Raw genomic sequence first — 21,481 nt, 5'->3', positions numbered from 1 at the left:
CCAGCCGGACCCCGTCCGCAGGGCTGCGCTTTCTTCTCTACTGCGCGCCCCGGCCCGCACGGCACGATCGGGACACCCGACGGACGGGTCGGGCAGGCAGCGAAGCGAGCGGCACGGAGGACCGGCCATGGCGACACACATGCGCACTCCCGTACTTCCCGAACTCTGGGACCCCACCACGTTCGACGCGCTGCGCCGGCAGCTGATCCCGTCCTTCGACCTGCTGTACGGGAGCGCGGCCGCCGCCGTGGCCATGACCGTCCGGACGCCCCGGCCGCGGGTCCTGGACCTGGGCGCGGGCACCGGGCTGCTGAGCGCGGCCGTGCTGGACCGGGTACCGGGGGCGGAACTGGTGCTCCTCGACCACTCGGCCGGGATGCTGGGGCTGGCCGCCGACCGGTTCCGCGGCACCCGGCGGGTCACCACCCTGATCGGGGAGCTGACCGACGAGCTGCCCGCCGGCCCCTTCGACGCCGTGGTGTCCGGGCTGACCATCCACCACCTCGACCACGAGGACAAGCGGGACCTGTTCCGCCGGATCCGCGGACTCCTGGCCCCCGGCGGGCTGTTCGTCAACGTCGAGCAGCTGCTGGCGCCCGGGGAGCGGCTGGAGGAGATGTACGACCGGCAGCACGAGGACCACGTGCTGGCGGCCGGCACCCCGGCCGAGGAGTGGGCGGCGGGCCGGCAGCGGATGACGTACGACATCTGCGCGGACCTGGACAGCCAGCTGGGGTGGCTGCGCGAGGCCGGGTTCGGGCAGGTGGACTGTCTGGCCAAGGACTGGCGGTTCGCCACCTACGCGGCCTGGACCGCGCCGTGAGCCTCTACACGGCCGTCCGCGCCGTCGCCGACCGGCGGCCCTCGGCCGTCGCCGTGCGGGAGACCGGCGGGAACAGCGTCGGATACGCCGAACTCCTGGGCCTGACCGACCGGTTCGCCGACGGTCTGGCCGCCCGGGGGGTGCGGGCCGGGGACTGCGTCGCCTTCGCGCTGCGCGGCGGCATCGGCTATGTGGCACTGGTCCTGGCGGCCGCCCGGCTGGGCGCGCACTATGTGCCGCTGCTGACCGGGTTCGGTCCGGCGGAGGTGCGGCAGGCGCTGGAGCTGGCCCGGCCGGTGCTGCTGGTCGCCGACCGGGCGGACGGGACCGGGGCGATGGCGGGCGGGATCCCGGTGGTCGGCCCGGCGCGGCTGGCGAACGGGGCGGGCGCCGCCGCACCGGCCGGGGACGCCGACGGCGGGGTCTTCCGGATGCTGTGGTCCTCCGGGTCCACCGGGTTCCCCAAGGGCATCGTCTGGCGGCAGGACCGTTTCGTCCGGGAGCGCCGGCGCTGGCTGGCGGACACCGGGATCCAAGACACCGACGTGTTCTTCTGCCGACACACCCTGGACGTGGCGCACGCCACCGACCTGCACGTGTTCGCCGCGCTGCTGTCCGGCGCCCAGGTGGTGCTGGCCGATCCGGCCGCCCCGCCCGCGGTCCTCCTGGAGCAGCTGGCCGCCCACCGGGCGACGGTGCTGAGCGCGCTGCCCCGGCACTACGGGGAACTGGCGGCGGCCGCGGCGGCCGCGCCCGGCACGGACCTCTCCCGGGTCCGGCGGGCGCTGTGCGGCGGGGCCTTCCTGAGCCCGGAGCTGGCCCGGCGGGCCGGCCGGGCGCTCGGGACCACCGTCCGGGAGATCTACGGCTCGACCGAGTTCGGGCTGGCACTGGGCGACATGGCCGGCACCGGCCTGGTCCCGGTGGCCGGGGTGGGCGTGCGGATCGAACCGCTGCCCGGCACCGACCGGGCGGACACCGGCGAGCTGGTGCTCCGCTCGGACTGCACCAGCGAGGGCTACCGGGGCAGTCCCGATGCCCAGGCGCGGACCTTCCGCGGCCCCGAGTTCTGGACCGGGGACGTGGCCCGGCGGGAGCCGGGCGGCGGCTACCGGATCCTGGGGCGGCTCGGCGACGCGCTGGCCACCCCGGCGGGCCCGGTGCTCAGCCCGGTGCTCGACGAGGAGATCGCCGCGACCGGTTCGGTGGCCGAGGCGGTCAGCCTGCCGGTGGACGGCACCGGGCGCGGGAACGAGGTGCTGGTCGCGGTCCGGCCGCTCGGCACCGGCCGGGCCGCCGCCGTCTCGGCCGTACGGGCGGTGCTGGACCGGCACCGGCTCAAGGGCGGCGTCGCCTTCGTGGACGCGGTCCCGCGCACCGAGGTCGGCAAGGTCGACCGGCCGTCCCTGCGACGGCACTTCGGACTGGACGGATCACGGACCGGGTCACCGGCCGGGTGGTGCACGGAGGGGTTGGGATGACGGAGTTCGTCGTACGGGGCGAGGGGGCCCCGCTGGTGATGGTGCCCGGGCTCGCCGCCACGGGCGCGTTCTTCGCCCCGGTCGCGGCCGAACTGGCCTCCCGGCACCGGGTGGTGACGGTGGAGCTGCCGAGGCGCGGCACACCGACGGTGCGCCGGGCGGCCCAGGACCTGGCCGAGGTCTTCGACCGGCTGGACCTGCGCGGCGCGGTGCTGCTGGGCTGGTCGCTGGGGGCCACGGTGGCGTACGAGTACCTGGACCGGTTCGGCTCCGAGCGGGTCTCGGCCCTGGTGTCGGTGGAGCAGTCGCCCCGGCTCACCCTGGGGCCCGGCTGGGAGCACGCGGCGTTCGGCGGGCTGGACGCGGCCGGGGTGGAGCAGCTGCGGCAGACCGTGCTCGGCGACATGCCGGGGTTCGCCGACAGCCTGGTGCGGGGTTCCTTCGCGGCCGGCACCGACCCGGACCCGGACCTGCTGGCCCGGCTCACCGCCGAGGCGCTGCGCTGGACCCCGCAGGCCTGCGCGGCCCTGCTCGCGGACGCGGCGGCCCTGGACCACCGGGGAACCCCGGCCGGGATCGGCGTACCGGCGCTGCTGGTGCACGGGGCACGCAGCCAGGTGTACCCCACGGCCGTGGGCGCCTGGCTGGCGGAGGCCTTCCCGGCCGCCGAGCTGCGGGTGCTGCCGGAGAGCGGGCACCTGCCGTTCCTGGAGCAGCCGGCCGAGTTCCTGTCCGCCGTGGGCGACTTCATCGCGAGGAGCGTCAGCCATGTCTGACCGGGGCACCGGCACCGTCCGCCGGCTCTGCTGGATCTATCCCGAGCGCGGCAGCGCCCACCAGCGCGCCTACGAGGACGCAGCGGTCTGGGAGACCTACCGGGCGCTGGCGAAGAACCTGTCGCTGGAGCTGAGCCTGCACAAGCCGGAGGAGGTGGCGGTGGACGCCACCGACCCGGCCCGGCCGCGGGTGTACCTGAAGGGCGAGGAGGTGACCCCCCGGGACACCGTGTTCGTGACCATGCTGTACTCGCTGCCGCACCAGACCCAGGACGTGGCGAACCAGCTGCACCTGTTCACCGTGCTGGAGCGGCTCGGGTTCTATCTGCCGATCCCGCCGTCCTGGGGTTATGTGGCGGCCGACAAGGCGGCCACCGTGCTGCACCTGGCGGGCAGCCCGGTCCCGCCGGTGCCCACCGTGCGGATCGGAACCGGCCGGGACGCCATGACCGGACACTACGATCCGGCGCTGGCCGCGCTGGACTACCCGCTGCTGGTCAAGCCCGCCAACTGGGCGATGGGGCTGGGCATCTCGGTGGTGCGCAACCTGCACGACCTGCGCGGGGTGATCGGTCTGGCCGGCGGCTCGGAGACCGCCCTGGTGGTGCAGCCGTATCTGGAGAACCCGCGCGAGACCCGGGTGTACGTGGTCGAGGGCGAGGTCCGGGCGGTGGTGCAGGGCTGGAAGGAGGGCTACTGCGGGATGGTCAACCGGTCCTCCGGGGGCGCCCGGAAGTGGGCCTACACGGAGCTTCCGGAGCGGCTGCGGAGCACCGTGGACCATGTGGCGCGACTGCTCCCCACCCCCTATTTCACGGTGGACTTCCTCACCGTCGGGGACCGGGACTGGCTGTCCGAGGTGGAACCGGACGGGGCCGCCGGGTTCGGGCTGGACGAGGAGTCCGACCGGATCGCCGCCGAGCTGGTGGAGGCCCGGTTCGCCGCCTATCTGGCGGGCCACGCACGGCATGCGGCCTCTGCGGCGAAGGACCCGGGACAGTGATCATCGGCGAGCCGGACCCGGTCCGGATCCTGGCGGGGGCCCGGCTGGTGGCCGGGCTCGGCGGGGCACCGGTGCCCGCCGGTGCGGCCGGGCTGGCGGACCTGGCGGTGTCCGGGCCGGCCGAGATCCGGGCGGTGTCCCGGGCCCGGACGGCCCGGGAGGGCTCGCTGGTGCTGTCCAGCGGCGGCACCACCGGCCCGCCGAAGGTCACGTACGTGTCCTACGGGCAGGCGCTGGACCGGCTGGCGGCCCACTGGCGGCCGCTCGGACCGGATTCGGTGCTGCTCAACATGTTCAGCCCCGGCCGGATGTGGGCCTCGCACTACTACCTGCAGGCCCTCGCCGAGCACAGCCGCTGCCGGGTGATCCCCAGCGGCTCCCTGGACCCCGCGGAACTCCCCTACTGGCTCGACGCGTTCGCCGAGCTGGGGGTGGACTCGGTGGCCGGCACCCCCAGCGGGCTGGTCGAACTCGCCGAGGGCATGCTGGCGCTGGGCCGCACCCTGCCGGTGCGCACACTGATCTGGATGGCGGAACCGTGGACGGAGGTCGCGGAGAAGACCGTCCGGGCCGCCTTCCCGGAGGCCGGGTTCTGGGGCAACTACGGTGCGGTGGAGACCTATGTGATCGCCACCAACACCCCGGAGTGCGATCTGCGCACCCTGCACCTGATGCCGGACCAGGTGGTGGAGACCGAGGACGCGGGCGCGCTGCTGACCCGGACCGGGGACGGCTGGACGGTCCCGGTGGTCCGCTACCGGCTGGGCGACCGGCTCGGGTCGGCCGACTGCCGGTGCGGGCGCCCGGACGGACTGCGGGTGCTCGGCCGCGCCGACGACGCGTTCAAGCTCCAGGGCAGCCTGCTGGCCTCCGGGGAACTGCTGGAACTGGCCGTCTCGCTGCCGGGGGTGTGGGAGGCGCAGCTGGAGCTGGTCCGCGAGGAGGAGTTCTGGCACGGGGTCCCGCGGATGGCCGTGCACTACACCGGGGACGCTGATCCGGCGGAGGTGCGCCGGGGTCTGCTGGCGGGCTCGGCCCGGCTCTACAGCGTGGTGGTGCACCATCCGGACGCGCTGGACACCGTACGGGTGGACCGGCTGGCCCGGATCGAGCGGACCGGCAAGGTGGCGCCGGTGCTCTGGCGGGGGCCGTCGTGAGCCGGGTCCGGGCGGCGACCGGGCCGGGGGTGGCGGGCCCCCTGGGGGGCGGGCCGCGGGCGGTGCTGGCGGTGTCCTCGGTGGCGTTCTTCCTGGCGCAGCTGGACGCGCTGGTGGTCACCGTCGCGGTCCCGGCGATCCGGGAGGAGCTCGGCGCGACCATGGGCCAGGCCGGGTGGGTGCTCGGCGGGTACCTGCTGGCCCTGGCGGTGGCGCTGATCACCGGCGGGCGGCTGGGCGACCTGTTCGGCCACCGCCGGGTGTTCCTGACCGGGATGACCGTGTTCACCCTGGCCGGCGCGGCCTGCGCGGCGGCACAGACCCCGGGGCAGCTGATCGCGGCCCGGGTGGTGCAGGGGCTGGGCGCGGCCCTGTTCGCCCCGCAGACCATGGCGATGCTGGTCAGCCACTTCCCCGTGGACCGCCGGGGGGCGGCCTTCGGGGTGCGGGGCGCGGCCGGCGGGCTCGCCGCGGTGGCCGCGCCGGTGGTGGGCGGGCTGCTGGCGGGCTCGTTCGGCTGGCGCTGGGTGTTCCTGGTGAACCTGCCGGTCGGGCTGGCGGTGCTGCTGCTGGCCCGGCGGGCCCTGCCCGCCCACCCGCCGGAGCCGGTGCCGGGTGCCGGGGCGGGGGCGGGGGTCCGGTTCCGGGACCGGCTCGACCTGGCGGGCGTCCTGCTCGCCGGCGCGGCCCTGCTCTGCCTGGCACTGGCGGCCGGCCGGCTCGCCGACCGGCAGTGGGACGGGAGGGTCCGGACCCTGCTGGTGGCCGGGGCCGGGCTGGGGGTGGTGTTCCTCCTCCAGCAGCGGGCCCGTCAGGACCGCTCCCCGCTGGTGCCGTTCGCGCTGTTCGCCGACCGGGGCTTCGCCCGGATGACGGCCTGCGCGGTGGTGGTGGCGGGCACGGTGACCGCGCTGGTGCTGCTGCTGTCGGTGTACTTCCAGTCGGCCGCCGGGTACGGCGCCCTGCTGACCGGGCTGGTGCTGGTCCCGGCCTCGGTCTGCTCCATGGCCCTCAACCCACTGGCGGGCCGGCTGGCCGGCCGGGTCGAGGGAAGGCTGCTGGTGCTCGGCGGGCTCGGTGCGACCGCGGCCGGCGGGCTCTGGGTGGCCGCGCTGATGCGGCCGGCGGCCCGCTGGCCTGAGTTCCTGCTGCCGATGTGCCTGATCGGGGTGGGCAACGCCTTCCTGATGACCCCGCTGGTGGCCACCGCGCTCAAGGAGGTGCCCGCCCGGCTGGGCGGCGCCGCCTCCGGGGTGCTGGGCACCGCCCTCCAGGTCGGTGCGACGGCGGGCGCCGCCGTCGTCGGACCCCTCCTGCGGACCACACCCTCGGCCGGCTCGGTCCGGCCGGTGCTGGTCCTCCTGACCACCGCGGCCTGTGTCTCGGGTGCGGCCCTGCTGGCCGCCCGGACCGGACCCCGGGTTCCCATCCGTACCGGACGACCGGAGAGGGGGTGATCTCCATGAAGAAGCGCACCGTGCAGAGCGAGGGCAAGAAGGCCGAGAGCGGCCGCTGGATGGTGTGGGCGTCGGCCTCCAAGCGCTGACCCCCGCCCCACCGTCACCACACGCGGTGCCGGGGCCCGGTGCGGGCCCCGGCACGGCAACCGCACCACCCGAACACCGAGTCCACCCGACCACCATGCCCACCCGACCACCGCACAGGAGAGGCCGCAGGCGATGAAGATCCTGCTCGTGAACATGCCGTGGGGGTCGGTGGAGGTCCCCTCGCTCGCGCTGGGGATCCTGCGCACCGCCGCCGAGGCCCGCGGCCACCAGGTCCTGGTCCGGCACGCCAACCTGGACTTCGTCGACTGGGTGGTCGAGCGGACCCCGTTCGGTCTCTCCGACTACGACTACTACTCCACCTCCTCCTACTTCCAGGGCGCGGGCGACTGGGTGTTCTCCAGTGCCCTCAACGGCGCCGCCGGGGACGTCGGGGCCTTCTCCGCCTTCCTGGCGGCGCACGGCACCGGCGAGGAGGAGATCGCCATGACGGCGGCCCTGCACCGGCTGGTGCCCGGGTTCGTGTCGCTGCTGGCCGCCGAGCTCGCCGCGGAACGGCCGGACGTGGTCGGGTTCACCACCACCTTCCAGCAGAACACCGCCAGCCTGGCCACCGCCCGGCTGCTGAAGGAGCTCAGCCCGCGCACCCGGATCGTCTTCGGCGGCGCCAACTGCGACGGCGAGATGGGCGCCGCCCTGCACCGGGCCTTCCCGTTCCTGGACTTCGTGGTCCGCGGCGAGGGCGAGGCCGCCTTCCCCGCACTGCTGGACGCCCTCACCGCCGCCCCGGAGGCCGTCACCGCGGCCGTCACCGCGGCCGGGACGGACGGGGTGCGGGCGATCGAGGGCCTGTGCTGGCGGGACGCCGACGGCACCTCCCGCGCCAACCCGATGTCCCGCCGCCCGCTGCCGCCCGGGCAGATCCTCGCCCCCGAGTACCAGGGCTTCTTCGAACGGCTCGACAGCTCGGCGGCCGCCCCCTGGGTGCAGCCGAAACTGCTGGTGGAGGGCTCCCGGGGCTGCTGGTGGGGGGAGAAGCACCACTGCACCTTCTGCGGGCTGAACGGCTCCTTCATGGAGTTCCGCAGCAAGAGCCCGGACCGCTTCCACGACGAGGTCCTCTCACTGGCGGAGAAGTACCGGGTGCTGGACTTCGTCGTGGTCGACAACATCCTGGACATGGGCTACTTCGACACGGTGCTGCGCCGGCTGGCGGAGGCCGAGCACGACATCCGGCTGCACTTCGAGGTCAAGTCCAACCTGCGCAGGCACCAGTTCCGGATGCTGGGGGACGCGGGCGCGGTGATGGTGCAGCCCGGCATCGAGAGCCTGAGCAGCAAGGTGCTCAAGCTGATGGACAAGGGGGTGACCGGCTGCCAGAACGTCCGGGCGCTGCGCGACGCGCAGAGCGCCGGGGTCAGCGCCTGCTGGAACTACCTGTACGGCTTCCCCGGCGAATCGGCGGCCGACTACGAGTCGGTGATCCGGCAGATCCCGGCCCTGCACCATCTGGAGCCGCCGGCCGGGGCCGCCCGGATCGCCATCGAGCGCTTCAGCCCCTACTTCAACCAGCCCGCGCTGGGCTTCGCCGAACTCCGACCGGCCGCCCAGTACCAGCAGATCTACCGCCTTCCCGAGGCCGAACTCACCGACCTCGCCTATCTGTTCTCGGCCCCGCCGCGCGGGATCGACGACACCCTGGGCGGGCGGCTCACCGAGGCCGTCGACACCTGGCGCGAGCGGTACCCGGCGAGCCGGCTCAGCCACCAGGACCTCGGCGACCGGATCGTGCTGGTCAGCCGCCGGGCCGCCTACGACTGGACGGTGCACGAGCTGACCGCGCCGGCCGAACTCGCCCTGTTCCGGCTGCTCGACCAGCCCCGCACCGTGCCCACCCTGGTCGCCCGGACCGGGCTGGCGGAGGACGAGGTGCACGGGGTGCTCGCGGCCTGGGCCGGGCTGGGCCTGGTGTTCCAGGAGGACGGCAGCTATCTCCAGGTGGCCGTGGAGGCCGACAACCAGGTCCTGTTCCGGGTGGAACACCGCCACCAGCCCCTCACCGAGACCGCGTCCGCGACCGAGTCCGCGACCGAGTCCGCTCCGGAGGTCCGTCATGCTGTCCCCGTCGGCTGAACTCCCGCCCCGCACCCGGCCCGCACCCACCGTGGAGGCCTGGCGGGACTACGACCCGGCCGCCCGGAAGCTGCCCGGCATGGCCCTGGGCCCGCTGGCCCTCGACCCGGAGCCGGGCGGTGCGCGGCGCGCGGCGGAGCGGCTGCACACGGCGGGCGCCCGCTGCGTCCGGCTCCCCCACCCGGTCACGGTCTGCCCGGACGGGGAGTCCGCGGGCTGCCGGGAGGCGGCCCGGATGCTGCCGCTGGTGCGCGAGCTGACCAGCCTCGGGATGGCCGTGGAGTGGACCGCGCGCTGTACGGACGGCTGCGCCGCCGAGGGCGCGCTGTCCCATCTGCATCCGCCGGTACGGATCGAGGGCGCCCCGGAGCGGACCCTCCGCGAGTGGCGTGAGGGCTACTTCCCCGGGAAGTGCGTCTACCGGCGCGGGCCGGGGTTCGTGGAGGTCCGGGACCGGCGGTTCGGGCCGCTGGAGCTGTTCACCATCGAGGAGCCGGAGTTCCTGGCGGCGATCACGGCCCTCCAGGAGGGCCTCCCGGCCGCCCGGGTACCCGCCGGGGTCCGCCACGAACTGGCCGGGGCCCGCCTCACCGCCGAACACGCCGGCCACCTCTGCTGGCTCCCCCTCCGCATCCACCGCTGGCCCTTCGGCTCCTTCGTCCTCTGAGCCGCCGCCGCTCGCGCGGCGGGTCGGGGCGGGTCAGAGGAGGGTGCGTTCGATGCGGCTGAGGACGGCTCGCTGGTCCGGGTCGCGGCCGGGGGTGTCCTGGGCGGCTCCGGCCAGGTGCTGGGCGAGCAGGTAGGCGATGATCTCGGCCTCCTGTTCCTGCACGTCGTCGTAGGTGGCGCGGAGCAGCATGTCGCGTACCAGGACGGGGTCGAGGTCGGGGAAGAGCAGCCGGGAGGCGGCCTCGTCGAGGCCGCCGGCGCCGCGGTGCCGGCAGATGATGTGCCCGAGCTCGTGCAGGACGATGTGCTCCTGGTGGGCGACGGTGGTCTGGGCGTCGTAGAAGATCAGGTCCTCGTCGCGGGCGGCGACCCACATGCCGCACGGGTGCGAGGCCGGCATCGGCATCGGGACCAGGGCGATCGGCCGGCCCCGGACCCCACCGAGGTGGTGGCAGAGCTCCGCCACCCCGGTGGTCCGGGGGAGGTCCAACTCGGCGATCCGCCGGGCGCCGGCCCGGCGGAGCTCCTTGAGCCGGCTGCGGCGGTCCTGCCCCTCGGACCGGCCCCGCCACGGAACCCTCATTCCGGATCCGATCCGTCGGTGACCGGTGGCAGGCCCTGGAGCTGCCGGTACTGGTCCATGATGGCCGTGATGGCCTGGAGGTTCTCCTTCTTCATCCCGGCCGCCCGCATGGCCACGGCCCGCACCCCGGACTGCCGGAGCGCCTCGATGGCGGCGACCTGGCTGAGGACGGACTCGGCGACCTTCTCGTCGAAGAAGTAGGCCACCGAGACGCCGAAGAACCTGGCCAGGGCGGCGAGCAGGTCCGGTGAGGGATTGGAGCGCTTCCCGGTCCGGAGCTGCGAAAGGTAGACGCCGCCGACCTTGAGGTCGGGGCTGGCCCGCTTGAGCTCCTCGGCCACTTCGGCGTTGGTCCAGTGCCTGCCCTTGGGGCGGACCGTCTTGAACAGGTCGTCCAGGCGAACGGCGAGCAGGGGCCGGTCGTCGGAATCGGTCATGGTGTAGCTCCCTCCCGTAGCCTCTCAGAATAGCTCTTGGCTATGGATAGTTTCCAGAAGTAGCGGCCAGTTGACATTCGAGCGAATCTCGGCCAATCTTCTGTCTCGCCGATAGCTGCCAGCTAACTTGATGTACGGGGGTCGCCAAGTGAGCTGCCGGCGGCAGCAGGGGGGCAACGGGGGAAGCTCGGGAACGCGGGTGAGGCGAAAAAAACCCGCCCGGTTTGACGGGGGATGCAAACCGGGCGGGAGCTCTCAACTCGCGGTCCCGAGCTTACTGTAGGCGGCGGCCACTTTTGTGAGCCAGTCGACTTCCGCCGTGAAGTTGTCCGTGTCACGGTCCTCGAAATCGCCCGGATCCTCGTCGTCCCGGGGGACGGCACCGGCCCGTTTCGCCAGCAGCGCCCGCCTGATCCGGGCCGCCTCGGCGAACGCCTGCCGGGTCTCCGCGGCCGGATCGGTGCCGGTCCGCGCCCTGACGGCGGTTCCCGCGGATCCACCGGATCCGTCAGGTCCGCCACCACCGGACTCGCCGGCGGACTCGCCGCCGGACCCGCCGCCCGGCTCGCCCCGCTCGATGTACGGGCGCAGTTCCCGCCATCCGTCCCTGATCTCCACCACCCGGCGGTGCAGCCGGTAGTCCAGATCGCGGACCGAGGTCCCCGGGGGTTCCAGGACGATGTCCGGACAGGCCTCGCAGAGGTCCCGCCAGAGCGGGTGGAGGGTCCGGTACGCCCGATAGGTGCGCGCCCAGTCCAGCAGCCCGCCGGCCGAGGGCCGCCAGGAGGACATGGTCAGGCTGAGCGACACGGCGACGATGCCCAGCGTGTTGAGGACCGAGGCGCCGGCCTCCAGCCACAGCAGCGGGTCCCGGCCGGAGGCGATCACCAGGATGTGGGCGGTGCGGACCATGCCGTAGAGCAGCAGGATCGCGGCGGCCACCGACAGCATCCGCAGCGCCTCCCGCATCGCGGCGTTGTCCGTCATCCGGGCGTAGGGCCCGCACTGCCGGAAGATCGTGACGCACGGGACCGCCTGGAAGCCGTTGAAGGCCAGCAGGTAGAGCAGCAGCGGCGGGTCACCGCTGCCGTCGAAGTCCAGCGGGTCCCGCCCGGTGCCGTCGGCCATGAAGAACAGGACCGTCAGCAGCAGTTCCAGGGCGATGCCGGTCAGCACCCAGAACCGGGTGCGGCGGGCCGCCTCCGCCCCGTCGGCCGCCCAGTGCAGCAGGATGATCTGCGCGCTGATGCAGAAGGCCACCGCGGCCAGGTGCATGGCCAGGATGGCGAGGTTGTGGACGCCGAGGAAACGGCAGCCCTCCATCGCGACCGCGCCCATGGTGAAGGTGAGGCACTGGAAGGCGAGCGTGGTGATCAGCGTGCGGTAGGCGCTGTCCCGCCAGCTGTGCCGCCCCTGGTAGAGGCGGTAGGCGAGGGCCGCGTACGAGGCGAGCGCCGCGACGACGAAGCAGATGGTTCTGGTGGTGAGCACGTCCTGATTTCCTGCGGGTGCCCCGCCGGCGGGCGGCGGGACGGTCTGTCGGTCCGGCGGATCAGCCGGCGCCCGGGCTCCGGGCGGCGGCGTCGGCGCTCCTCGCGGAATCGTCCATGCGGGAACGGTACCCGGCGGTCCGCCGGGACCCCTGGGCGGGGGCGGAGGGGGCCGGTCCGTATGGGCGGCGTCAAGAGATCCGGTGGCCCCGTATGGACCCCGTCAAGGCGGCTTAACACCGGGTCGGGGAGGGGGTTATCTCGACATCGGCCACCTGGCCGATTTCATTTCGTCCCACTTCACTCAGGAGCTCGCGATGGCCGATCTGGCCTTCGTCGTCACCACGGTCGCGGTGTTCGCGCTGGTGGCTCTCGTCGCCCGGGGGGTGACCAAGCTGTGACTGTCGAGAACATCGTCGGCCTCGTCGTGGCCGTCTCCCTCCTCGGATACCTCGTCCTCGCCCTTGTGTACCCGGAGAGGTTCTGAGCACTGATATGAGCCCCGAAACCGCTGGTGTGCTCCAGCTGCTCGCGCTGATCGGCGCGCTCGCGCTGGCCTACCGCCCGCTGGGCGACCACATGGCCCGCGTCTACTCCTCCGAGAAGCACTACCGGCCGGAGAAGTGGATCTACAGGGCGATCGGCGCCAACCCGTCCGCCCAGATGCGCTGGCCCGCCTATCTGCGTGCCGTCCTCGCCTTCTCCGCGGTCGGCGTGCTCTTCCTGTACCTGATGCAGCGGGTGCAGGGGATCCTGCCCGGCTCGCTCGGGTTCGCCTCGATCGACCCGGACCAGGCCTTCAACACCGCCGCCTCGTTCGTGGCGAACACCAACTGGCAGTCGTACTACGGCGAGCAGGCCATGGGCCACGTGGTGCAGACCGGCGGGCTGGCGGTGCAGAACTTCGTGTCCGCCGCGGTCGGCATGGCCGTCGCCGTGGCCCTCGTACGGGGCTTCGCGCGCTCCCGCACCGGTGAGCTCGGCAACTTCTGGGCCGACCTGGTCCGCGGCACCGTCCGCATCCTGCTGCCCCTGTCCGTGGTCGGCGCCCTCGTCCTGGTCGCCTGCGGTGCGATCCAGAACTTCGCCGGGATCCACGAGGTCGGCCAGTTCCTGGGCGGGACCCAGCAGTGGAACGGCGGGGCGGTGGCCTCCCAGGAGGTCATCAAGGAGCTCGGGACGAACGGCGGCGGCTACTTCAACGCCAACTCCGCCCACCCCTTCGAGAACCCCACCCCGTTCTCCAACCTCTTCGAGGTCTTCCTGATCCTCCTCATCCCGTTCGCGCTGACCCGCACCTTCGGCCGGATGGTCGGTAACCTGCGCCAGGGCTACGCGATCCTCGCGACGATGGCCACCATCTGGATCGGTTTCACCGCGCTGATGATGTGGACCGAGTTCGCCCACCACGGCCCGGTCTTCGAGGTCTCCGGCGGCGCGATGGAGGGCAAGGAGACCCGCTTCGGGATCGCGGCCTCCTCGATCTTCTCCGTGGCCACCACCCTCACCTCGACCGGCGCGGTCAACTCCTTCCACTCCTCCTACACCGGGCTGGGCGGCGGCATCCAGCTGCTGGGCATGCAGCTGGGCGAGATCGCGCCCGGCGGTGTCGGCTCCGGCCTCTACGGCATGCTGATCATGGCGGTCATCGCGGTGTTCATCGCCGGCCTGATGGTCGGGCGCACCCCCGAGTACCTGGGGAAGAAGATCGGCACCCGCCAGATCAAGTTCGCGGCCTGCTACATCCTCGTCACCCCGGCCCTGGTCCTGGGCTTCACCGCCGTCGCGATGGCCCTGCCCACCCCGGGCAACTCGATGACCAACTCCGGTGCGCACGGCTTCTCCGAGATCCTCTACGCCTACACCTCGGGCGCCAACAACAACGGCTCCGCGTTCGCGGGCCTGAACGCCGACACCCAGTGGTTCAACTCGACCATCGGCATCGCCATGCTGCTGGGCCGCTTCCTGCCCATGGTGTTCGTCCTGGCCCTGGCCGGTTCGCTGGCCGAGCAGAAGCCCGTCCCCGAGACGGCGGGCACCCTCCGTACCGACAAGCCCCTCTACGCCGGGCTCCTCGTCGGCACGATCCTCATCGTCACCGGTCTGACCTACTTCCCCGCCCTCGCGCTGGGACCGCTCGCCGAAGGGCTCGCATCATGAGCACCGCCACACCGACCCGTGCCCCGCACGAGGACGTCCCCACCGGTCACAAGCCGCCGGCCGGCCGCGTCGGCGGGGGCCTGTTCGACCCCGGGGCACTGCTGAGGTCCTTCCCCGACGCGCTCCGCAAGCTCGACCCCCGGACCATGGTCAAGTCCCCGGTGATGTTCGTGGTGCTGATCGGCTCGGTCGTGACGACCGTGCTGGCGGCCATGGACCCCACCGACTGGTTCGGCTGGGCGATCACCGGCTGGCTGTGGCTGACCACGATCTTCGCCAACCTGGCCGAGGCCGTGGCCGAGGGCCGCGGCAAGGCCCAGGCCGACACCCTGCGCAAGGCCAAGACCGACTCCGTCGCCCGCCGTCTCACCGCGGACGGCGGGGCCGAGGAGCAGGTGCCGGGCACCGAGCTGAGGATCGGCGACCTGGTGGTCTGCGAGGCCGGGGACGTCATCCCCGGTGACGGCGATGTCGTCGAGGGCGTCGCCTCGGTCGACGAGTCCGCGATCACCGGCGAGTCGGCCCCGGTCATCCGGGAGTCCGGCGGCGACCGGAGCGCCGTCACCGGCGGCACCAAGGTGCTCTCCGACCGGATCGTCATCAAGATCACGACGAAGCCGGGCGAGACCTTCATCGACCGGATGATCGCCCTGGTCGAGGGTGCGGCCCGGCAGAAGACGCCCAACGAGATCGCGCTGAACATCCTCCTCGCGTCCCTCACCATCGTCTTCCTGCTCGCCGTGGTCACCCTCCAGCCGTTCGCGATCTACGCGGGCGCCGAACAGTCCATGATCGTGCTGGCGGCGCTGCTGGTCTGCCTGATCCCGACCACCATCGGGGCGCTGCTCTCCGCGATCGGCATCGCGGGCATGGACCGGCTGGTCCAGCGGAACGTCCTGGCCATGTCGGGCCGTGCGGTGGAGGCCGCCGGCGACGTGTCGACGCTGCTGCTCGACAAGACCGGCACCATCACCCTGGGCAACCGGCAGGCCTCGGAGTTCGTGCCCGTCAAGGGCACCACCGCGGCCGAGCTCGCCGACGCCGCCCAGCTGTCCTCGCTGGCCGACGAGACCCCCGAGGGCCGCTCCATCGTGGTCCTCGCCAAGGAGAAGTACGGGCTGCGCGAACGCCACCAGGGGGAACTCGCGGGCGCCGAATGGATCGCGTTCACCGCGCAGACCCGGATGTCGGGGGTGGACGCGGACGGCCGCCGGACCCGCAAGGGCGCGGCCGGGTCGGTGATCGCCTGGGTCAAGGAGCAGGGCGGCCGGGTCCCGGACGAGGCCGGGGAGCTCGCCGACCGGATCTCGGCCGCCGGCGGCACCCCGCTGCTGGTCGCCGTCCACGACGGGCGGGGCGCCCGGGTGCTGGGCGTCATCCACCTCAAGGACGTGGTCAAGGAGGGCATGCGCGAGCGGTTCGAGGAACTGCGCCGGATGGGCATCAGGACCGTCATGATCACCGGTGACAACCCGCTCACCGCCAAGGCCATCGCCGAGGAGGCCGGGGTCGACGACTTCCTCGCCGAGGCCACCCCCGAGGACAAGATGGCCCTCATCAAGCGGGAGCAGGCCGGCGGAAAGCTGGTCGCGATGACCGGCGACGGCACCAACGACGCCCCCGCCCTCGCCCAGGCCGACGTCGGCGTGGCGATGAACACCGGCACCTCGGCCGCCAAGGAGGCCGGGAACATGGTGGACCTGGACTCCAACCCCACCAAGCTCATCGAGATCGTGGAGATCGGCAAGCAGCTCCTGATCACCCGGGGCGCCCTGACCACCTTCTCCATCGCCAACGACGTGGCGAAGTACTTCGCGATCATCCCGGCCATGTTCGCCGTGGTCTACCCGGGCCTGGACAAGCTCAACATCATGGGCCTGCACTCCCCCGAGTCCGCGATCCTCTCCGCCGTGATCTTCAACGCCCTCATCATCATCGCGCTCGTCCCGCTCGCCCTGAAGGGCGTCAGCTACCGGCCCACCAGCGCCGACCGGATGCTCCGCCGCAACCTCGGGCTCTACGGACTCGGCGGCCTCATCGCCCCGTTCATCGGGATCAAGCTCATCGACCTGCTCATCACCCTCATCCCCGGAATCGGCTGAGACGACATGAACAACTCCGTACGCAACACCGCACGGCTGCTCGGGGCCGGACTGCGCGCCCTGCTCGTCCTCACCGTGATCTGCGGGGTCCTCTACCCGCTCGCCGTCACCGGCGTCGCCCAGGCCGTCTTCCACGACAAGGCCAACGGCTCCGAGATCAAGGACAAGAGCGGCCAGGTCGTCGGCTCCTCCCTGATCGGGCAGCGCTACGACCTCCCCAGGAAGAATCCGGACGACGCCGCCGAGGCCGTCCGGCCGGACCTGAGGTGGTTCCAGCCCCGCCCCTCCAACGGACTGGGCGCCAACAGCGTCAACACCCGGTACTCGCTGATCCTCTCCGGCGCCACCAACCGCTCCGCCGACAACGGCGCCATCAACGGCACGTGCACCGACAAGTCCGAGGAGGGCACCCTCTGCGCCCAGGTGCTCGCCGCCAGGGCGGCCGTCGTCGCCGACAACTCCACCCCCTCCTACCGGGTCGAGCCCGGCCGGGTGCCCGCCGACGCCGTCACCTCCTCCGGATCCGGCCTCGACCCGCACATCTCCCCCGCCTACGCCGAACTCCAGGTCCACCGCGTCGCCGAGCGGAACGGGCTCGACGTCCGGCAGGTCGAGAAGCTGGTCGCCGACCACACCACCGGCCGCACCCTCGGCTTCATCGGCGAGCCCCGCGTCAACGTCCTGGAACTCAACACCGCCCTCAGGGCACTCACCGGGAACTGACACCCCGCACGGCGCGGGCCAGGAGCCGGCGGCACCCCGCCGGCTCCGCCCGCACCCACCCACATCCGCGAGAGGAAGGCCCCACACCGATGATCAAGGTGCTGGTGGTGGAGGACGACGTCCAGCTCGTCCGCGCGCTCAGGATCAACCTGACGGCACGGAAGTTCGAGGTGGAGACCGCCCCCGACGGAACCACCGCGCTGAGGCTGGCCGCCGCGCGCAGACCGGGCGTCATCCTGCTGGACCTCGGTCTGCCGGACATGGACGGCATCAAGGTGATCAAGGCGGTACGGGAGACGAGCGGCGTGCCCATCCTCGTCCTCTCCGCCCGGCACACCTCCGAAGAGAAGATCCGCGCCCTCGACGCGGGCGCCGACGACTACGTCACCAAGCCGTTCAGCATGGACGAACTCCTCGCCCGGCTGCGGGCCGCCGTCCGCCGCCGGGAGGTCTCCGCGCCCGCCGACGAGATCTCCGTGGTCACCACCGAGGACTTCACCGTCGACCTGGTCGCGAAGAAGGTCCGGCGGAACGACCGCAGCGTCCGGCTCACCCCCACCGAGTGGCACCTCCTGGAGATCCTGATCACCAACCCCGGCCGGCTGATCAGCCAGCGGAGGCTGCTGCTCGACGTGTGGGGGCCGACCTACTCCGAGAACACCAACTACCTCCGCGTCTACATGGCCCAGCTGCGCCGCAAACTGGAGGCCGACCCCTCCCACCCCCGCTATCTGATCACCGAGCCCGGCATGGGCTACCGCTTCGAGGGATGACGCCACCACCATGGGACTGGGACGCGGCAAGTTCCGCATCTATCTGGGCTCGGCCCCCGGCGTCGGCAAGACCTACGCCATGCTGTCGGAGGGCCACCGCAGGGTGGAGCGCGGCACCGACGCCGTCGTCGCCTTCGTCGAGCACCACGGCCGGCCCCGCACCGAGGTGATGCTGCACGGCCTGGAGCAGATCGGGCGGCGCGAACTCGACCACCGGGGCTCCACGTTCACCGAGATGGACGTGGACGCGGTCCTGGCCCGCAGGCCGGCCGTCGCGCTGGTGGACGAACTCGCCCACACCAACGTCCCCGGCTCGCGCAACACCAAGCGCTGGCAGGACGTCGAGGAACTCCTGCGGGCCGGCATCGACGTGGTCTCCACCGTCAACATCCAGCACCTGGAATCCCTCGGCGACGTCGTCGAGACCATCACCGGGGTCCGGCAGCGCGAGACCGTCCCCGACGAGGTGGTGCGCCGCGCCGACCAGATCGAGCTCGTCGACATGTCCCCCCAGGCCCTGCGCCGCCGCATGGCCCACGGGAACATCTACCAGCCCGACAAGGTCGACGCCGCCCTCTCCAACTACTTCCGTCCCGGAAACCTCACCGCCCTGCGCGAACTCGCCCTGCTCTGGGTCGCCGACCGGGTCGACGAGTACCTCCGGGAGTACCGCGGCGAACACGACATCCGCGCCACCTGGCAGGCCCGCGAACGCATCGTCGTCGGCATCACCGGGGGCCCCGAGGGCCGCACCCTCATCCGGCGGGCCGCCCGGCTCGCCGAGAAGGGCTCCGGCGGCGAGGTCCTCGCCGTCTACATCGCCCGCAGCGACGGCCTGACCGCCGCCTCCCCCAAGGAACTCGCGGTCCAGCGCACCCTCGCCGAGGACCTCGGCGGCACCTTCCACCACGTCATCGGCGACGACGTCCCCGACGCCCTCCTCGAATTCGCCCGCGGCGTCAACGCCACCCAGATCGTCCTCGGCGTCAGCCGCCGCCGCTCCTGGCAGTCCGTCCTCAGCCCCGGGGTCAGCGGCACCGTGGCCCGCGAGTCCGGACCCGACCTCGACGTGCACATCGTCACCCACGACGAGGCCGCCAAGGGCCGCGGACTGCCGGTCGCGCGCGGCGCACGGCTGGGCCGGCTCCGGGTCGCCTGGGGTTGGCTCAGCGGCCTCGCCGGACCCGCCCTGCTCACCGTACTGCTCAACCTGGTCGTGCCCGATCTGGGTCTGGCCAACGACATGCTGCTGTTCCTCACCTGCACGGTGGCCGCCGCCCTGCTCGGCGGCCTCCTGCCCGCCCTCGCCTCGGCGGCCTTCGGATCCCTGCTGCTGAACTACTACTTCACCCCGCCGCTCCATCAGCTGACCATCTCCGACCCCAAGAACATCGTCGCCATCGCGATCTTCGTCGGGGTGGCCGTCTCCGTGGCCTCCGTGGTCGACCTGGCCGCCCGCCGCACCCACCAGGCCGCGCGGCTGCGCGCCGAGTCCGAGATCCTCTCCTTCCTCGCCGGCAGCATCCTGCGCGGCGAGACCGCCCTGCCCGCCCTGCTGGAACGCGTCCGCGAGACCTTCGCCATGGAGTCCGTGGCCCTCCTGGAGCGCGGCGCGGAGGTCGAACCGTGGACCACCGCGGGCAGCACCGGCCGCGACCCGGCCGCCCGCCCCGAGGACGCCGATGTGGACATGCCCATCGGCGAGAACATGGCCCTCGCCCTGACCGGCCGGGTGCTGCCCGCCGAGGACCGCCGGGTGCTCGGCGCCTTCGCCGCCCAGGCGGCGGTCGTCCTCGACCGTCAGCGGCTGGTCGACGAGGCCGAGGAGGCCCGGCGCCTGATCGAGGGCAACCAGATCCGCACCGCGCTCCTCGCCGCCGTCAGCCACGACCTGCGCACCCCGCTGGCCGGCATCAAGGTGGCCGTCACCTCGCTGCGCTCCACCGACGTCTCCTGGTCCGAGGAGGACCGGGGCGACCTCCTGGAGGGCATCGAGGACGGCGCCGACCGCCTCGACCACCTCATCGGCAACCTCCTCGACATGTCCCGGCTCCAGACCGGCACCGTGGTCCCCCTCATCCGGGTCACCGACCTCGACGAGGTGGTCCCGATGGCGCTGGCCGGGGTCCCCGACGACAGCATCGCCCTCGACATCCCCGAGACCCTGCCCATGGTCGCCGTGGACCGCGGCCTGCTGGAGCGGGCGGTCGCCAACATCGTCGAGAACGCCGTCAAGTACAACCCTCCCGGCCGGACCGTCCACATCGCGGCCAGCTCCCTCGCCGACCGCCTCGAACTCCGGGTGGTCGACCGCGGACCCGGGGTTCCCGACGAGGCCAAGGACCGGATATTCGAACCCTTCCAACGGCACGGGGACGCGCCCGCCGGCACCGGGGTCGGACTCGGGCTCGCGGTGGCCAAGGGGTTCCTCGAAGCCATGGACGGCACCCTCACCGCCGAGGACACCCCCGGCGGCGGCCTCACCATGGTCCTCACCCTCCCCATCGCCCCGGAGTAGAGGGGCGGGGCACCGGGCGGAAATCTGGGAGCGCTCTCATCCCACGGCCGGCCACGGATATGCTGACCGGCGTCCGAGCAGCAGGCCCACCGGCCCAGCGGGAGGTTCCCTTGCCCGAGCAGATCACCGGGCTCCGCCCGACGCTGGAAGCCGTCGCGGCCCGTGCCGGGGTGTCCCGCGCCACCGTCTCACGGGTGGTCAACGGCGGGGCGGGCGTACGCGACGCGCTGGCGGAGAAGGTGCGCCGGGCCGTCGAGGAACTCGGCTACGTCCCCAACCAGGCGGCCCGCTCGCTGGTCACCCGGCGGAACGGCGCGGTGGCCGTGATCATCGCGGAGCCGGAGTTCCGGATCTTCTCGGACCCCTTCTTCGGACAGCAGGTGCGCGGGATCAGCCGCGAACTGGCCGCCCACGACACCCAGCCGGTCCTGCTGTGGGTGGAGGGCCCCGGCGACAGCACCCGGATCGCCCGGTTCCTCGGCGGCGGGCACGTGGACGGGGCCCTGGCCCTCTCCCTGCACACCGACGACCAGCTGTCCGTCCTGATCGGACACCCCCGGGTGCCGCTGGTGTTCGGCGGACGGCCCGCCGTCGCCACCGCCTCGGCCGTGCCCTTCGTCGACTGCGACAACCGCGGCGGCGCTCGGGACGCGGTCCGGCACCTGGTGTCCCGGGGCTGCCGCACCATCGCCCACATCGCCGGACCCGGCGACCAGACCTCCGCCCTCGACCGGCTCGGAGGCTACCGGGACGTGCTGCCGGACGCCGATCCCGCCCTGCTGTGCCAGGGGGCGTTCACCCAGGACAGCGGCGCCCGCGCCATGGCGGAACTGCTGGACCGGCGGCCGGAGGTGGACGGGGTGTTCGTCGCCAACGACCTGATGGCCGCGGGGGCCCTGCGCACCCTGGCCGAGCGGGGACTGCGGGTCCCGGAGGACGTGGCGGTGGTCGGCTTCGACGACATGGCCTCGGTGGTGGACGGGACCGACCCCGCCCTCACCACCGTCCGGCAGGACGTGGAGGGCATGGGCCGGCTGATGGTGCGGCTGCTGATGCGGCTGCTGGACGGCGCCGCGGGCGACCCCGTCGCCTCGGTGATCACCCCGACCACCCTGGTGCGGCGCGCCTCCGCCTGAGCTCCGGGGCGC

General features: G+C 72.9%; 19 protein-coding genes. 16 read left to right on the top strand and 3 right to left on the bottom strand.

Going from position 1 to position 21,481, the window contains the following annotated elements; genetic code table 11:
* Positions 1–127 precede the first annotated feature (127 nt).
* The 8 genes from ACZ50K_RS11320 (at position 128) to ACZ50K_RS11285 (ending at position 9,545) form a co-directional block, all read left to right on the top strand.
* A complete protein-coding gene (locus ACZ50K_RS11320; RefSeq protein WP_468900666.1) occupies positions 128–823 on the top strand; it encodes a class I SAM-dependent methyltransferase in 696 nt (231 codons plus the stop codon).
* Positions 820–2,304: a class I adenylate-forming enzyme family protein gene (locus tag ACZ50K_RS11315; protein ID WP_468900663.1), complete on the top strand. Its 1,485-nt coding sequence runs from the start codon at positions 820–822 to the stop codon at positions 2,302–2,304. Before ACZ50K_RS11320 ends, ACZ50K_RS11315 begins: the two co-directional genes overlap by 4 nt.
* A complete protein-coding gene (locus tag ACZ50K_RS11310; protein ID WP_468900660.1) occupies positions 2,301–3,080 on the top strand; it encodes an alpha/beta fold hydrolase in 780 nt (259 codons plus the stop codon). Before ACZ50K_RS11315 ends, ACZ50K_RS11310 begins: the two co-directional genes overlap by 4 nt.
* Positions 3,073–4,083: an ATP-grasp domain-containing protein gene (locus ACZ50K_RS11305; RefSeq protein ID WP_468900658.1), complete on the top strand. Its 1,011-nt coding sequence runs from the start codon at positions 3,073–3,075 to the stop codon at positions 4,081–4,083. The genes ACZ50K_RS11310 and ACZ50K_RS11305 overlap by 8 nt, the downstream gene beginning before the upstream one ends.
* Positions 4,080–5,240, top strand: a complete 1,161-nt coding sequence (locus ACZ50K_RS11300; protein WP_468900657.1) for an AMP-binding protein — start codon at positions 4,080–4,082, stop codon at positions 5,238–5,240. Before ACZ50K_RS11305 ends, ACZ50K_RS11300 begins: the two co-directional genes overlap by 4 nt.
* Positions 5,237–6,697 (top strand): MFS transporter, encoded by a 1,461-nt coding sequence (locus ACZ50K_RS11295; RefSeq protein ID WP_468900654.1) that lies wholly within the window; start codon positions 5,237–5,239, stop codon positions 6,695–6,697. The genes ACZ50K_RS11300 and ACZ50K_RS11295 overlap by 4 nt, the downstream gene beginning before the upstream one ends.
* A 222-nt stretch (positions 6,698–6,919) precedes the next feature.
* On the top strand, positions 6,920–8,878 hold the full coding sequence (locus tag ACZ50K_RS11290) for a RiPP maturation radical SAM C-methyltransferase (RefSeq protein WP_468900651.1): 1,959 nt from the start codon (positions 6,920–6,922) through the stop codon (positions 8,876–8,878).
* Positions 8,859–9,545, top strand: coding sequence for a DUF5825 family protein (locus ACZ50K_RS11285; RefSeq protein ID WP_468900649.1), 687 nt, complete (start codon positions 8,859–8,861; stop codon positions 9,543–9,545). The genes ACZ50K_RS11290 and ACZ50K_RS11285 overlap by 20 nt, the downstream gene beginning before the upstream one ends.
* Before the next feature lie 33 nt (positions 9,546–9,578).
* On the opposite strand, the gene ACZ50K_RS11280 is transcribed toward ACZ50K_RS11285, so the two are convergent.
* The 3 genes from ACZ50K_RS11280 to ACZ50K_RS11270 all read right to left on the bottom strand — a co-directional run bounded on the left by ACZ50K_RS11280 (position 9,579) and on the right by ACZ50K_RS11270 (position 12,058).
* A complete protein-coding gene (locus tag ACZ50K_RS11280; RefSeq protein ID WP_468900646.1) occupies positions 9,579–10,130 on the bottom strand; it encodes a toxin in 552 nt (183 codons plus the stop codon).
* Positions 10,127–10,567 carry a helix-turn-helix domain-containing protein gene (locus ACZ50K_RS11275; RefSeq protein ID WP_468900645.1) on the bottom strand — a complete coding sequence of 147 codons (441 nt, stop codon included), beginning with the start codon at positions 10,565–10,567 and terminating at the stop codon, positions 10,127–10,129. Before ACZ50K_RS11275 ends, ACZ50K_RS11280 begins: the two co-directional genes overlap by 4 nt.
* A 255-nt stretch (positions 10,568–10,822) precedes the next feature.
* On the bottom strand, positions 10,823–12,058 hold the full coding sequence (locus ACZ50K_RS11270) for an MAB_1171c family putative transporter (protein WP_468900642.1): 1,236 nt from the start codon (positions 12,056–12,058) through the stop codon (positions 10,823–10,825).
* A 202-nt stretch (positions 12,059–12,260) separates the two neighbouring features.
* Between ACZ50K_RS11270 and ACZ50K_RS11265 the strand changes: the two genes are divergently transcribed.
* From ACZ50K_RS11265 to ACZ50K_RS11230, 8 genes are all read left to right on the top strand, one after another.
* On the top strand, positions 12,261–12,458 hold the full coding sequence (locus ACZ50K_RS11265) for a hypothetical protein (protein ID WP_468900639.1): 198 nt from the start codon (positions 12,261–12,263) through the stop codon (positions 12,456–12,458).
* Complete coding sequence (gene kdpF / locus ACZ50K_RS11260; RefSeq protein WP_042817481.1) at positions 12,455–12,544, top strand: K(+)-transporting ATPase subunit F; 90 nt, start codon at positions 12,455–12,457, stop codon at positions 12,542–12,544. The genes ACZ50K_RS11265 and kdpF overlap by 4 nt, the downstream gene beginning before the upstream one ends.
* An 8-nt stretch (positions 12,545–12,552) precedes the next feature.
* Positions 12,553–14,217, top strand: a complete 1,665-nt coding sequence (gene kdpA / locus ACZ50K_RS11255) for a potassium-transporting ATPase subunit KdpA (protein WP_468900636.1) — start codon at positions 12,553–12,555, stop codon at positions 14,215–14,217.
* A complete protein-coding gene (kdpB, locus tag ACZ50K_RS11250; protein WP_468900635.1) occupies positions 14,214–16,319 on the top strand; it encodes a potassium-transporting ATPase subunit KdpB in 2,106 nt (701 codons plus the stop codon). Before kdpA ends, kdpB begins: the two co-directional genes overlap by 4 nt.
* A 6-nt stretch (positions 16,320–16,325) precedes the next feature.
* Positions 16,326–17,042, top strand: coding sequence for a potassium-transporting ATPase subunit C (locus tag ACZ50K_RS11245; protein WP_468900633.1), 717 nt, complete (start codon positions 16,326–16,328; stop codon positions 17,040–17,042).
* 89 nt (positions 17,043–17,131) lie between these two features.
* Positions 17,132–17,815 carry a response regulator gene (locus ACZ50K_RS11240; RefSeq protein ID WP_468900631.1) on the top strand — a complete coding sequence of 228 codons (684 nt, stop codon included), beginning with the start codon at positions 17,132–17,134 and terminating at the stop codon, positions 17,813–17,815.
* Between the two features lie 16 nt (positions 17,816–17,831).
* Positions 17,832–20,333, top strand: coding sequence for a DUF4118 domain-containing protein (locus ACZ50K_RS11235; RefSeq protein WP_468901179.1), 2,502 nt, complete (start codon positions 17,832–17,834; stop codon positions 20,331–20,333).
* Between the two features lie 110 nt (positions 20,334–20,443).
* Positions 20,444–21,469, top strand: coding sequence for a LacI family DNA-binding transcriptional regulator (locus ACZ50K_RS11230; protein WP_468900629.1), 1,026 nt, complete (start codon positions 20,444–20,446; stop codon positions 21,467–21,469).
* The last annotated feature ends 12 nt before the right edge of the window (positions 21,470–21,481 follow it).

The sequence above is a fragment of the Streptomyces sp. NPDC033845 genome (assembly GCF_055576225.1).
Note: the sequence above shows the minus strand (reverse complement) of the source record. Positions and strands in the feature narration are given on the sequence as shown.